The 12975-nt window shown below is 65.9% G+C and carries 9 protein-coding genes; 3 read left to right on the forward strand and 6 right to left on the reverse strand.

Going from position 1 to position 12975, the window contains the following annotated elements:
• Positions 1-35: 35 nt before the first annotated feature.
• The 5 genes from PJ250_RS16155 to PJ250_RS16175 all read right to left on the reverse strand — a co-directional run bounded on the left by PJ250_RS16155 (position 36) and on the right by PJ250_RS16175 (position 6368).
• Positions 36-251: a hypothetical protein gene (locus PJ250_RS16155; RefSeq protein ID WP_271645598.1), complete on the reverse strand. Its 216-nt coding sequence runs from the start codon at positions 249-251 to the stop codon at positions 36-38.
• Positions 252-424: 173 nt separating this feature from the next.
• On the reverse strand, positions 425-1339 hold the full coding sequence (locus PJ250_RS16160) for an AfsR/SARP family transcriptional regulator (protein ID WP_271645601.1): 915 nt from the start codon (positions 1337-1339) through the stop codon (positions 425-427).
• A 254-nt stretch (positions 1340-1593) separates the two neighbouring features.
• The gene (metH, locus tag PJ250_RS16165) at positions 1594-4278 is read right to left on the reverse strand and encodes a methionine synthase (RefSeq protein WP_271645602.1); all 2685 of its coding nucleotides are present in this window, start codon (positions 4276-4278) and stop codon (positions 1594-1596) included.
• Positions 4279-4318: 40 nt separating this feature from the next.
• A complete protein-coding gene (locus PJ250_RS16170) occupies positions 4319-5428 on the reverse strand; it encodes a homocysteine S-methyltransferase family protein (protein WP_271645603.1) in 1110 nt (369 codons plus the stop codon).
• Between the two features lie 10 nt (positions 5429-5438).
• A complete protein-coding gene (locus PJ250_RS16175) occupies positions 5439-6368 on the reverse strand; it encodes an ArsR/SmtB family transcription factor (RefSeq protein ID WP_271645604.1) in 930 nt (309 codons plus the stop codon).
• A 125-nt stretch (positions 6369-6493) separates the two neighbouring features.
• Here PJ250_RS16175 and PJ250_RS16180 point away from each other — a divergent pair, with 125 nt between their 5' ends.
• From PJ250_RS16180 to PJ250_RS16190, 3 genes are all read left to right on the forward strand, one after another.
• A complete protein-coding gene (locus PJ250_RS16180) occupies positions 6494-7642 on the forward strand; it encodes an acyl-CoA dehydrogenase family protein (protein ID WP_271648676.1) in 1149 nt (382 codons plus the stop codon).
• Entirely contained in the window at positions 7639-7785 is a 147-nt protein-coding gene (locus tag PJ250_RS16185) for an acyl-CoA dehydrogenase family protein (protein ID WP_271648677.1), read from the forward strand. Before PJ250_RS16180 ends, PJ250_RS16185 begins: the two co-directional genes overlap by 4 nt.
• 144 nt (positions 7786-7929) lie before the next feature.
• On the forward strand, positions 7930-9699 hold the full coding sequence (locus PJ250_RS16190) for an endonuclease (RefSeq protein WP_271645605.1): 1770 nt from the start codon (positions 7930-7932) through the stop codon (positions 9697-9699).
• Positions 9700-9773: 74 nt separating this feature from the next.
• On the opposite strand, the gene PJ250_RS16195 is transcribed toward PJ250_RS16190, so the two are convergent.
• A complete protein-coding gene (locus PJ250_RS16195; protein ID WP_271645607.1) occupies positions 9774-12968 on the reverse strand; it encodes a multidrug efflux RND transporter permease subunit in 3195 nt (1064 codons plus the stop codon).
• Positions 12969-12975: the final 7 nt, after the last annotated feature.

Raw genomic sequence — 12975 nt, forward strand, 5'->3', positions numbered from 1 at the left:
AAAAGACCGGCACCGTGACCGCACCGGCGTGTGGTTCACGGCCGAACCGCGCCCTCAGGGGGTGTGCCCGTCGTCGGTGGGCTGGCGTGCGCGTTGATGAAGGCAAGTAGTCGTTCGTAGCAGCGGAAGTGCGTGGTGGCGCCGGTCGGAACGTGTTCGACATAGCCGCGCATGGCGGGCGCTCCGGTATCGCCGTGCTCGTGCCAGATCCTCACGATGAAGGCGGCACTGCGGTGTGGCGTCCCCGGCATCGGAAGGTCCTGCGCGATCCATGGCTTTACCCTGCGCCGCTTCGATCACCGCTCGATCACCGCGGGAACACCCCTGACTCACTTTTCGATCACCGCGCCGGCCAGCCGGCGTAAGGCACGCACACAAAAAGAAAGCGTCACGTAAGTGGCGCTTTTCCCGGGACCAGCGTGGTTCAGCGGCAGGAGATCGCCAGGACTTGGCGCAGTTGCATGTCAGCCGAATCCAGATGCTGACGGGCCAGGGTGACACAGGTACTCAACTGCGTCTGCGGCGCGATGTCGATAGCAAGGGTCGTTGCGACTGGCAACGGCACCATGTCCGCGACGCGGCAGACTGCCGCCTCGGCGATGTGCTGGTACATGGCGATCGTCTCGGGCATGGGTTGGATGGCCAACTCACGGCGCAGCAGCGCGCGACAGGTTTCGAACTGCAATAAGGCGGTCGCGCGTTGGCCGGCCGCCACATAGGCTCGCATCAAGGCGCGATGCACGTCTTCGCGCAATGGCTCGCGTGCCAGGATCGCCCGTCCGCATTCGATTACCTGACCATGTTCGCCAGCCTCAGCCGAGAGCGCCATCAGCCAACCCAACGCATCGAGCCAATTGCGCCGATAGCGCTCGCGTTCGCGCAGTGCCCAATCTTGGTCCATGCCGGTCAACAGATCCTCACCGCGCAGCGCGATCGCATCGCGCAGCCGCATACGGCGCTGAGCCGTGCTCAGGTCCGGAGCATGCGCTGCGGCCAGTGCCGATTCGAATGTCATCAAGTCCACCTGGACCTGCAAGGCTGGATTGAAGGACAAGGTGCGCCCATCGCAGTGCACGATGTCGCCGGCCCTGCGCAGTCGTTGGCGCAGGCGCCACAGTGCGGTATTGAACGAGCCCATGCGCGTGTCGTCGCCACGGTCGGCCCAGACCTGCTCAAGCAAGTCCGAGCGCGCCACCGCGCGTCCACGTCCGAGCGCGCCACCGCGCGTCCACGTCCGAGGGCGAGATAAGCCAGCAGATCGGCGCAGCGCCCGGCCAGCTCGATCGTGTGTGTGCCCATGGTCACGCTGACCGGGCCGAATAAGCGAATCGCCACGCACATTGCCGGATGACTCCTTGTAATGGCAATTCCTTGCGATTCGTGCCGCCCTCACGCTCGCTGTCGTTGCGTGGATAGTGACGTGGACATTGTGCAGAAGCGGACATCGCGGCCATGCGGCGATGCGTATTAGCGCAACGCAATGTGAGGTGCGCCTCAGTTCATGATGATGACCGTCATCATGAACTGAGCGTCGCGTGGCCGCCAGCGCCTGAGATGGGCGTCCGGCCACGCGTGGCAGCCGGTACAACGCGATCAATCCGGGTCGTAGTCCAGATTGGAGGCCAGCCAGCGCTCGACCTGGGTCAGCTCGACGCCCTTGCGCTTGGCGTAGTCCAGCGCCTGCTCCTTGGACACCCGGCCAACCACGAAATACTGCGACTTGGGATGGCTGAAGTAATAGCCGGAGACTGCCGCGGTGGGCAGCATCGCGAAGCTCTCGGTCAGGGTTATGCCGGCGTTGCCGGGCGCGTCGAGCAGGTCGAACAGCAGGCCCTTCTCGCTGTGTTCCGGGCAGGCCGGGTAGCCCGGGGCCGGGCGGATGCCGTGGTACTTCTCGGCGATCAGCGCCTCGTTGTCCAGCGTCTCGCCCGTGTCGTAACCCCAGAACTCGGTGCGCACGCGCTGGTGCAGGCGCTCGGCCAGGGCTTCGGCCAGGCGGTCGGCCAGCGCCTTGAGCAGGATCGCGTTGTAGTCGTCGTGCTGCGCCTCGAAGCGCGCCACGTGCGGCTCGATGCCGATGCCGGCGGTGACGGCGAACGCGCCGATCCAGTCCTGCTTGCCGCTGTCCTTCGGCGCGATGAAGTCGGCCAGGCAGAAATCCGGGCGATCGGCCGGCTTGTCGACCTGCTGGCGCAGGAAGCGCAAGGTCGACGGACCGCGCTCGTGCTGCAGCACCACGTCGTCGCCGATGCTGTTGGCCGGCCACAGGCCGAACACAGCCTTGGCCGTCAGCCACTTCTCCTTGACGATCTGCTTGAGCATGGCCTGGGCATCGGCGAACAACTCGGTCGCCTGCGGGCCGACGACCTCGTCGGTGAGGATGGCCGGATACTTGCCGGCCAGTTCCCAGGCCTGGAAGAACGGCGTCCAGTCGATCAGTGCCACCAGCTCGGCCAGCGGATAATCCTCGAACACCGTGATGCCCGGCTTGGCCGGCGTCGGCGGGGTGTAGCTGTCCCAGCCGCCATCGAATTTCTGACCGCGCGCCTTGCTCAGGGACACCAGGCGCTTGGCGTCGCCGCGGTTGGCGTGGCGCTGGCGGATCTCGGCGTAGTCTGCATCGTTGGCCGCGACGAAGGCCGCGCGCATGTCGCGCGAGATCAGTGACTGGGCCACGCCGACCGCGCGCGAGGCGTCCTTCACCCAGACCGTCGGCGCGCTGTAGTGCGGGTCGATCTTCAGCGCGGTGTGCGCGCGCGAAGTGGTGGCCCCGCCGATCATCAGCGGCATCTGGAAGCCCTGACGTTGCATCTCGCGCGCCACGTGGGTCATTTCCTCCAGCGAGGGCGTGATCAACCCGGACAGGCCGATGATGTCGGCGTTCTCCGCCTTGGCGCGGTCCAGGATGGTCTGGGTCGGCACCATCACGCCCAGGTCGACAACGTCGAAGTTGTTGCAGGCCAGGACCACGCCGACGATGTTCTTGCCGATGTCGTGCACGTCGCCCTTGACCGTGGCCATGATGATCTTGCCGTTGGACTGGCCGGCATCGCCGGTGCGCAGCTTTTCCTCCTCGATGAAGGGCAGCAGGTAGGCCACGGCCTTCTTCATCACCCGGGCGGACTTGACCACCTGGGGCAGGAACATCTTGCCGGCACCGAACAGGTCGCCGACCACGTTCATGCCATCCATCAGCGGGCCTTCGATGACGTCCAGCGGGCGGGTCGCCTCGGCCCGGGCTTCCTCGGTATCGGTCTCGACAAAAGCGTCGATGCCGTGGACCAGGGCGTGGGCCAGACGCTCGCGCACCGATTTGCTGCGCCAGGCCAGGTCCTCGACCTTCTTTTCGCCCTTCTTGCCCTTGTAGCGTTCGGCGATCTCCAGCAGACGCTCGGTGCCGTCCTTGCGGCGGTTGAGGATCACGTCCTCCACGCGCTCGCGCAGTTCCGGCTCCAGATCGTCGTAGATCGGCAGCGCGCCGGCGTTGACGATGCCCATGTCCATGCCGGCCTTGATGGCGTGGTACAGGAACACCGAGTGGATCGCCGCGCGCACGGTCTCGTTGCCGCGGAAGGAGAAGGACACGTTGGACACGCCGCCGGACACGTGGCAGTGCGGCAGGGTCTGCTTGATGATGCGCGTGGCTTCGATGAAGTCCACCGCGTAGTTGTCGTGCTCCTCGATGCCGGTGGCCACGGCGAAGATGTTGGGGTCGAAGATGATGTCTTCGGGCGGGAAGCCGACCTGCTCGGTGAGGATCCTGTAGGCGCGCGTGCAGATCTCGACCTTGCGCGCGCAGGTATCGGCCTGGCCGGTTTCGTCGAAGGCCATCACCACCGCGGCCGCGCCATAGCGCAGCACCTTGCGCGCGTGTTCGATGAAGGCGGCCTCGCCCTCCTTGAGCGAGATCGAATTGACCACGCCCTTGCCCTGCAGGCACTGCAGGCCGGCCTCGATCACGCTCCACTTGGAACTGTCGACCATCACCGGGATGCGGGCGATGTCCGGCTCGGAGGCGATCAGGTTGAGGTAGCGCACCATGGCCTTTTCCGAATCGATCAGGCCCTCGTCCATGTTGACGTCGAGGATCTGCGCGCCGCTCTCCACCTGCTGGCGGGCGACCTCGACCGCGTCTTCGTAGCGCTCTTCCTTGACCATCTTGCGGAACTGCGCGCTGCCGGTGACGTTGGTGCGCTCGCCGACATTGACGAACAGCAGCTGCGGGGTGATGACCAGCGGTTCCAGGCCGGACAGACGGGTATAGCGGGGAGAAGTCATACGGCGACCAGATTCGGGTAGCGGAGCAGGTGCATGAGGATCAGGCGGCGTCGGCCAGGCGCTGGGGCAGGGCGCGCGGGGCGATCCCGACCACGGCCTGGGCGATCGCGCGGATATGGTCCGGCGAGGTACCGCAGCAGCCGCCGACCAGGTTGAGCAGGCCGGCGGTGGCGAACTCGTGCAACGTCTCGGCCATTTCCTCCGGGGTCTCGTCGTATTCGCCGAAGGCGTTGGGCAGGCCGGCGTTGGGATGCGCGCTGACGTAGCAGTCGGCCACGCTAGACAGGGTTTCCACGTGCGGTCGCAGGTCCTTGGCACCCAGTGCGCAGTTCAGGCCGATCGACAGCGGGCGAGCGTGCATCAGCGAGGTGTAGAAGGCCTCGGCGGTCTGGCCCGACAGTGTGCGCCCGGAGGCATCGGTGATGGTGCCGGAGATCATCACCGGCAGCCGCGCGCCGCGCGCATCGAAGGCTTCCTCGATGGCGAACAGCGCGGCCTTGGCGTTGAGCGTGTCGAAGATGGTCTCGACCATGATCGTGTCGGCGCCGCCGTCGATCAGGCCGTCGACCGCCTCGCGGTAGGTCACGCGCAGCGCGTCGAAGCTGGTGTTGCGAAAGCCTGGATCGTTGACATCCGGGCTGATCGAGGCGGTGCGACTGGTCGGCCCGACCACGCCGATCACGAAGCGCGGCTTGTCCGGCGTCTTGGCTTCAATCGCGTCGCAGCATTCGCGCGCGATGCGCGCGCCTTCCTTGTTCAACTCGTAGACCAGGTGCTCCAGGTGGTAGTCGGCCTGGCTGACCGAGGTGGCGTTGAAGGTATTGGTCTCCAGCAGGTCGGCACCGGCTTCGAGATACGCGGTGTGCACCCCGGCGATGACCTGCGGATTGCTGAGCAGCAGCAGGTCGTTGTTGCCTTTGAGGTCATGGCCGTGGTCGCAGCCCGGGCCGTGCACGTGGCCTTCCTCGGCATGCTGGCTGTCGAAGCCGCCGGCGAAGCGTTCGCCACGGTAATCGGCTTCCTCCAGCTTGTGACGCTGGATCATGGTGCCCATCGCCCCGTCGATGATCAGGATACGGCTGGCCAGTGCGTCCAGCAGCTGCTGGGTACGGGCGGGGTTGAGCCAGGGCAGGGATTGGGTGGTGCTCATGCGGCGCTCCTCACGGCTTGATGCCGGTCAGCGAGATGACTTCGAAATGGGGCGGACGGCGTTCGCGGGTGACCACTTGCAGGCTGGCGACCTGCAGGCCGGCCTTGGTCGCGAAACGGCGCAGTTCGGCGTCGGAAAACCCCAGGTTGACGTGGCCGTAGGCGGTCACCACCGACTGGTGTTCGTGCTTGCCCAGGCTGGACAGCAGCAGCTTGCCGCCCGGGCGCAGCACGCGCGCGGCCTCGGCCACGGCCTTGGCCGGCTGCTCGGAATAGGTCAGGGCGTGCATCAGCACGACCAGGTCGAAGGTGTCGGCCTCGAAAGGCAGGGCATGCATGTCACCCTCGCGCACCTCCACATTTGGAAAGCGACGCAGGCGCTCGCCGGCGGCGGCGACCACGCGCGCGCTGGTGTCCACGCAGACATAGCGGTGCGAATGCGGGGAGAGCAGTTCGGCCAGCACGCCATCGCCGGAGGCGATGTCCAGCACGTCGCCGGTTTCCAGCAGCGGCAGCGCGGTCCGCGCCAGCGCCTCCCAGGTGCGGCCGGGCGAGTAATGGCGCTCCATGTCGCCGGCCACGCTGTCGGCCCAGTTCTGGGTGGCCGCGCGCGCGGCCAGGACTTCGGCCACGCGCTCTGCGTCCTGGCGCAGCAGAGGATCGTCGCTGCCGGCGCGCAGACTGCGCCACAGGTCGCGCTGGGACGGATCCAGGTTGTCCTCGTCGAAGCGGTAGTAGGCCGAGACGCCGGCGCGACGGTCGCGCACCAGGCCGGCATCCTTGAGCTTGGCCAGATGCGTGGACACGCGCGGCTGGGCCAGGCGGGTGATCGCCGAGAGCTCGGCCACGGTCAGTTCCTCGCCGGCCAGCAGGGCCAGCAGGCGCACGCGCGTGGCATCGGCAAAGACTTTGAGCCGGGCAGACCAGGCTTCGAGATCCATCATTTATCTCTATATCGCGATGGCGAGATATTTTGATGGCGAAGGCGCTCTGGGTCAATTCCATACGCAGCCGCATGGTGGTCGGCTACAATCGCGGCCACCGCAGCTTTTGGAAGGGAAAGACCGTGGATTTCGGATACACCGAAGAGCAGCTGATGATCCAGGACGTGGCCCGCCGGATCGCCCAGGAGAAGATCGCGCCCAGCGCCGAACATTTCGACAGGACCGGCGAGTTCCCGCTGGAGAACATCCAGCTGCTGGGCGAAAACGGCTTGATGGGCATCGAGGTGCCCGACGAGTACGGCGGCGCGGGCATGGATCCGATCTGCTACGTGCTGGCGATGATCGAAGTCGCTGCCGGCGACGCGGCGCACTCGACCATCATGTCGGTCAACAACTCGCTGTACTGCACCGGCCTGCTCAAGTTCGGCAGCGAGGCGCAGAGGCAGACCTATGTGCGCGCCATCGCCGACGGCAGCCAGATCGGTGCCTTCGCCCTGACCGAGCCGCAGTCAGGCTCGGACGCGACCGCGATGCGCTGCCGCGCAATCAGGCAGGCCGACGGGACCTTCGTGATCAATGGCAAGAAGAGCTGGATCACCTCCGGCCCGGTGGCCAAGTACATCGTGCTGTTCGCCATGACCGACCCGGACAAGGGCGCGCGCGGCATCACCGCCTTCATCGTCGATACCGAGCGTGCGGGCTTTGGGCGCGGCAAGACCGAGCCCAAGCTGGGCATCCGCGCCTCGGCCACCTGCGAGATCGAGTTCAACGATTACGTCGCCCAGCCGGCCGAAGTCGTCGGCGAGGAAGGGCAGGGTTTCAAGATCGCCATGGGGGTGCTGGACGCGGGCCGTATCGGTATCGCCTCGCAGGCCATCGGCATCGCCCGCGCCGCCTATGAAGCGACGCTGGCGTACGTGAAGGAGCGCAAGGCCTTCGGCGCGGCCATCGGCACCTTCCAGATGACCCAGGCCAAGATCGCCGACATGAAGTGCAAGCTGGATGCTTCGCTGCTGCTGACGCTGCGCGCGGCCTGGCTCAAGCAGCAGGGCAAGCCCTTCAGCAGCGAGGCGGCCATCGCCAAGCTCACCGCTTCGGAGAGCGCCATGTGGATTACCCACCAGGCCGTGCAGATCCATGGCGGCATGGGCTACTCAAAGGAAATGCCACTGGAGCGCTACTTTCGCGACGCCAAGATCACCGAGATCTATGAAGGCACTTCAGAAATCCAGCGCCTGGTGATTGCGCGCGGCGAGACCGGGCTGCGCTGAGCGGTTGCCGCGCGCCAGCACGTCGTCTTTCGACGACGTCTGCTGGAGCGCTCAACCGCGACGCCAAGATCACCGAGATCTACGAAGGCGCCAGCGAGATCCGGCGCCTGCTGATCGCCCGCGGAGAAACCGGGCTGCGCTGACACGCGCTTGTCATGATGGTGTGTCGATGGCGCCTGCGGGCGCCATCGGCGTGTCTGGGTGCTTGGAAACCGTGGTGCATTCGTGGGTTTGTGGCGACACGGCCGGACAGAATCGGCGGTTCCCCCGATGCAAAAGGAGTTGTCATGGCAACACGCACGACGCGTTCCACCCTCGCCCTGGCCGTGTTCCTTGCCCTCAGTGGGCAGGCGCATGGCGCGGTGTTCATCAACGAGCTGCACTACGACAACAGCGGCACGGACACCGGCGAGGCGGTCGAAGTGGTCGCCACCGCTGGTGAGTCGCTGGCCGGCTACCAGGTGGTCCGCTACAACGGTGGCACGCCGTACGGCACCGACACCTTATCCGCCGGCACGGCCGCCAGCTGCGGCAGTGCGACCATCGCCGCGCTCCGCTATCCCAGCAATGGATTGCAGAACGGCAGCGCCGATGGCTTGGCCCTGGTCGATGCGGCGGGCAATCTGGTCCAGTTCCTCAGCTACGAGGGCCAGATCACCGCCTCCAGCGGTCCGGCCGCCGGCGCGACCAGCACCAACCTGCCGGTGAGCGAAGGCAGCAGTACGCCGTCCGGCACATCGCTGCAACTGAGCGGCACGGGGTCGGAGGCTGCGGATTTCAGCTGGAATGCGGCGGTGGCCGAAACCTTTGGCGCCTGCAATGCCGGGCAAAGCTTCGATGGTGATGGGGGCGGTGGTTCGAGCAATACCGCACCGACGGTGGTCTCGACCACGCCGCTCGACGGCGCGACGGGCTTTCCGGCGGCGGGCGACCTGGAGGTCACCTTCAGCGAGCCGGTCACCCTGGGCAATGGCGCCCTGAGCCTGAGCTGCGCGAGCAGTGGTAGCGTCCCCCTGACTTATGCGAGTGCCAGTGGCAGCGGCTTTGCCGCCTCCACCGATACCGCGCTCTATGCGGGGGAAGCCTGCACCTTCACCGTCCTGGCCTCCGCGGTGAGCGATGCGGAGGGGGCGCATCCGGCGACGAACACGGTCGTCGATTTCACCGTGGCCGACGCCGGCGGCGGCGGCGGGAGCGACGGCTATTACAGCCGGGTCAACACCAGCAACGCGAGCCAGCTGCGGTGTTCGCTGCACGAAACCATCAAGGGCCACACCGCCTATCCGTACAGCGGCAGTGGGGCCAGCACCTGGTCGATCCTGGAGATCGCAGACGAGGACCCGACCGACAGCGGCAAGGTGCTGGACGTCTACAAGAACCATCGCTATACCAAGGGCAGCGACCGGGCAGGCACGGGCTCAGGGACGACCTACAACCGCGAGCATACCTGGCCCAACTCGTTGGGATTCGGTAGTGCCAGCGGCGACATGGGCCTGCCTTACGCGCCCTATACCGATACCCACATGCTGTTCCTGACCGACAGCAGCTACAACGCCAGCCGCGGCAACAAGCCCTATGCCGACTGCCCGTCGTCGTCCAACTGCAGCGAGCTGACCACCGAATCCAATGGTGGCCAGGGTGGGGGAAGCGGGACCTACCCGGGCAACTCCAACTGGGTGCGGTCGCCCGATGGCAATCAGGGCTCGTTCGAGGTCTGGGATGCGCACAAGGGCGACGTGGCCCGTGCGGTGATGTACATGGCGATCCGCTACGAAGGCGATGCCGATCCCAATACCGGTCAGTCCGAGCCGGACCTGGAGCTGACCGACGACCGCAGCAAGATCGTGATCACCTCGTCCTCGCCGGCCTACATGGGGCTGTTGTCCACGCTGCTGGCCTGGAGCGCGGCCGATCCGCCGGACGATGCCGAGCGCGCCCGCAACGAAGTGATCTACAGCTTCCAGGGCAATCGCAATCCCTTCGTCGATCACCCCGAGTGGGCCACCGCTGCCTTGTTCACCTCATCCAAGCCGGCGACCTGCCGGCTCGCCAACTGAGCGCTCGCCTGTTGCGCTGAAAAAGAAAGCCCCGGCTTGGCCGGGGCTTTTTTGTTTCTCGTCGGACCTGGCGATCAGTGGCCGCCGTGTCCTGGCGTGGCCTCGCCCGCATCCTGGTCGCGGTGGGTTTCCAGGTATTCCTTGGAGGGCTCGTCCATCTTGTCGCCCAGCAGGCGCCGCACCACGATGAAGAACATCGGGATCAGCAGCAGGCCCAGCACCGTGGCGAAGAGCATGCCGCCGATCACGCCGGTGGAGATGGCGTGGCGAGCATTGGCGCCTGCGCCGCTGGAGATCGCCATCGGCACCACGCCCATGATGAAGGCGAAGGACGTCATCAGGATCGGGCGCATGCGCAGGTGGGCGGCGTTGACGATGGCGTCGTGCAGGGTGCGTCCCTGCGCGCGTTCCATCACCGCGAACTCCACGATCAGGATCGCGTTCTTCGAGGCCAGGCCGATCACCGTGATCAGGCCGATCTGGAAGAAGATGTCGTTGGACAGGCCGCGCAGCATGGTGAAGGCCAGGGCGCCCAGGGCGCCCAGCGGCACCACCAGCAGCACCGAGACCGGGATCGACCAGCTCTCGTACAGCGCGGCCAGGCACAGGAACACCACCACCAGGGACAGCACCAGCAGCAAGGTCTGGCTGTTGCCGGCCAGGATCTCCTGGTAGCTCATGCCCGACCAGTCATAGCCGAAGCCGGCTGGCAGCTTCTCGTTGACCAGTTGCTCCATGGTGTTCATGGCTTGGCCCGAGGAGCTGCCCGGCGCCGCCGAACCATTGATGTTCACCGCCGAGTAGCCGTTGTAGCGCGCCAGCGACGGCGGCTCGGACTGCCAGCTGCTGGACACCACGTTGGACAGCGGGATCATCGCCGCGTTGCCGTTGGCATCGGTTTCGGTGGAACTGGGCGTGTAGAAGCGGTCCAGCGACTCGGGCCCGGTGCGGAACTGCGCATCGGCGCGCATGTTCACGCGCTTGATGCGGCCACCGTAGAAGAAGTCATTGACGTACACCGGGGCCAGCATCAGCTGGATGGAGGTGTAGATGTCGCTGACCGACAGGCCCATGGACTGCGCCTGCACGCGGTCAACCTTGAGCTGCAGCTGCGGTGCGTTCTCCAGCGTGTTGGGGCGGACCTGCATCAGGCTCTTGTCCTGTGCGGCCAGACCCAGCAACTGGTTGCGCGCGGCCATCAGCGCATCCTGGCCGGCGCCGGTGCGGTCCTGCAGCCACATGTCGAAGCCGCCGAACTGGCCCAGGCCCTGGATCGTGGGCAGGTTGACCACGAAGATCTGCGCGCCCTTGATCCCTTGCAGCGCCCCGTTGGCCTGGCCGATGAACTGGGTCACGCCACCCGGACGCTCATCCCAGGGCTTGAGCTTGATGAACGCCATGCCGACGTTCTCGCCCTGGCCCAGGAAGCTGAAGCCGGTGATCTGCAACATGCCCTCGAACCCGTCGATCTTGTCCAGCGTCCCGCGGATCTGGGTCATGACCTCGTTGGTCTTGTTCAAGGGCGTGCCCGGGGGCGCCTGCACGATGGCCAGCGCATAGCCCTGGTCTTCCTCGGGGATGAAGCTGCTGGGGATGCGGGTGAACAGGAACCCGGTCAGCACCACCAGCACTGCGAACAGGATCATCCAGCGCGGCGCATGCCGCACCTGCCGGCCGATCATGCCTACATAGCTCTTCTCGGTCTTGCCGTAGTACTTCTCGAAGGTGCGGAAGACGATGTTCTTCTTCTTCTCGTGGCTGTCGTGCGCATGCTGCTTGAGGAAGCTGGCGCACAGCGACGGGGTGAAGCCCAGCGCCAGGAACGCCGAGAAGGCCATCGAGATGGCGATGGTGAGCGCGAACTGCTTGTAGATCTCGCCCGAGGCGCCGCCCTGCAGCGCCGAGGGGATGAACACCGCCGCCAGCACCACGGTAATGGCCACCACCGCGCCGGTGATCTGCTCCATGGCCTTGATGGTCGCCTCCTTGGGGGGAAGCTTTTCCTCGGCCATGATGCGTTCGACGTTCTCGATCACCACGATCGCGTCATCGACCACGATGCCGATCGCCAGGACCATGGCGAACATGGTCAGCTGGTTGATGGTGAAGCCGATGATGTCCAGGCCCATGAAGGTGCCCAGCAGCGCCACCGGAATGACCAGGGTGGGGATGATCGTCGCGCGGAAGTTCTGCAGGAAGATCAGCATCACCAGGAACACCAGGATGATGGCCTCGATCAGCGTGTGGACCACTTCCTCGATGGAGATCGTGACGAAGGTGGTGGTCTCATAAGGCGTGAACCAGCTGACGCCGGGCGGGAAGCTGGCCGCCAGGTCGTTCATCTTGGCCTCGACCGCGTCGTACACGCTCAGCGCGTTGGCGCCCGGCAGCAGCTGGATGGCGAAAGCGCCCATCGGCTTGCCGTTGTACTGGGTGTCGAAGCCGTAGTTCTGCGGGCCAAACCCTACGCGCGCCACGTCCTTGAGCTTGACCGTGGTGCCGTCGGCATTGGCGCGCAGGATCACGTTCTCGAACTGAGACGGGTCGGTGAAGCGACCTTCCGCAGACACCGTGGCCTGGAAGGCCTGGCCGTCCGGCGCGGGGTCGGCACCGAGCGAGCCGGCGGCGAACTGCACGTTCTGCGCCTTCAACGCCGCCTCCACGGTGCTGGCCGACATGTTGTAGCCCTGCAGCTTCTCCGGGTTGAGCCAGATGTTCATGGCGTACTCGGAACCGAAGTGCTGGGTGCTGCCCACGCCCGGCACGCGCGCGATCTGGTCGAGCACGCGCGAGGCGATGATGTCGTTGAGGTGGTTGCGGTCGATGCTTGCGGTGTCGGAACGTACGCCAACCACCATCAGGAAGCCTGCGTTGGCCTTGGCCACCACCACACCCTGCGCGGTCACTTCCGAGGGCAGGCGTGGCTGGGCAAGCGAGACCTTGTTCTGGACCTGGACCTGGGCGATGTCCGCATCGGTACCGGTCTGGAAGGTCAGGGTGATGGTGACCCGGCCTGACGAACTGGAGGTCGAGCTGAAGTACAGCAGGTTGTCGATGCCGGTCAGCTGCTGCTCGATGACCTGGGTCACCGAGCGCTCGGCCGTCGAGGCACTGGCGCCCGGATAGCTGGCCGTCACCGTGATCTGCGGCGGGGCCACGTTGGGGTAGGACTCGACACCCATGTTGAGGATCGAGATCACGCCCGCAAGCGAGATCAGGATCGCCACGACCCAGGCGAAGACCGGGTGGTTGATGAAGAACTTGGGCATTGGGGGA

The organism is Pseudoxanthomonas sp. JBR18, from assembly GCF_028198165.1.
GTDB lineage: Bacteria > Pseudomonadota > Gammaproteobacteria > Xanthomonadales > Xanthomonadaceae > Pseudoxanthomonas_A.

What these genes read in the sequence shown, in the direction of transcription:
- metH (WP_271645602.1), bottom strand. Translation starts at nt 4,278, where the DNA reads ATGACTTCTCCCCGCTATACCCGTCTGTCCGGCCTGGAACCGCTGGTC.
- PJ250_RS16155 (WP_271645598.1), bottom strand. Translation starts at nt 251, where the DNA reads ATGCCGGGGACGCCACACCGCAGTGCCGCCTTCATCGTGAGGATCTGG.
- PJ250_RS16170 (WP_271645603.1), bottom strand. Translation starts at nt 5,428, where the DNA reads ATGAGCACCACCCAATCCCTGCCCTGGCTCAACCCCGCCCGTACCCAG.
- PJ250_RS16175 (WP_271645604.1), bottom strand. Translation starts at nt 6,368, where the DNA reads ATGGATCTCGAAGCCTGGTCTGCCCGGCTCAAAGTCTTTGCCGATGCC.
- PJ250_RS16190 (WP_271645605.1), top strand. Translation starts at nt 7,930, where the DNA reads ATGGCAACACGCACGACGCGTTCCACCCTCGCCCTGGCCGTGTTCCTT.
- PJ250_RS16195 (WP_271645607.1), bottom strand. Translation starts at nt 12,968, where the DNA reads ATGCCCAAGTTCTTCATCAACCACCCGGTCTTCGCCTGGGTCGTGGCG.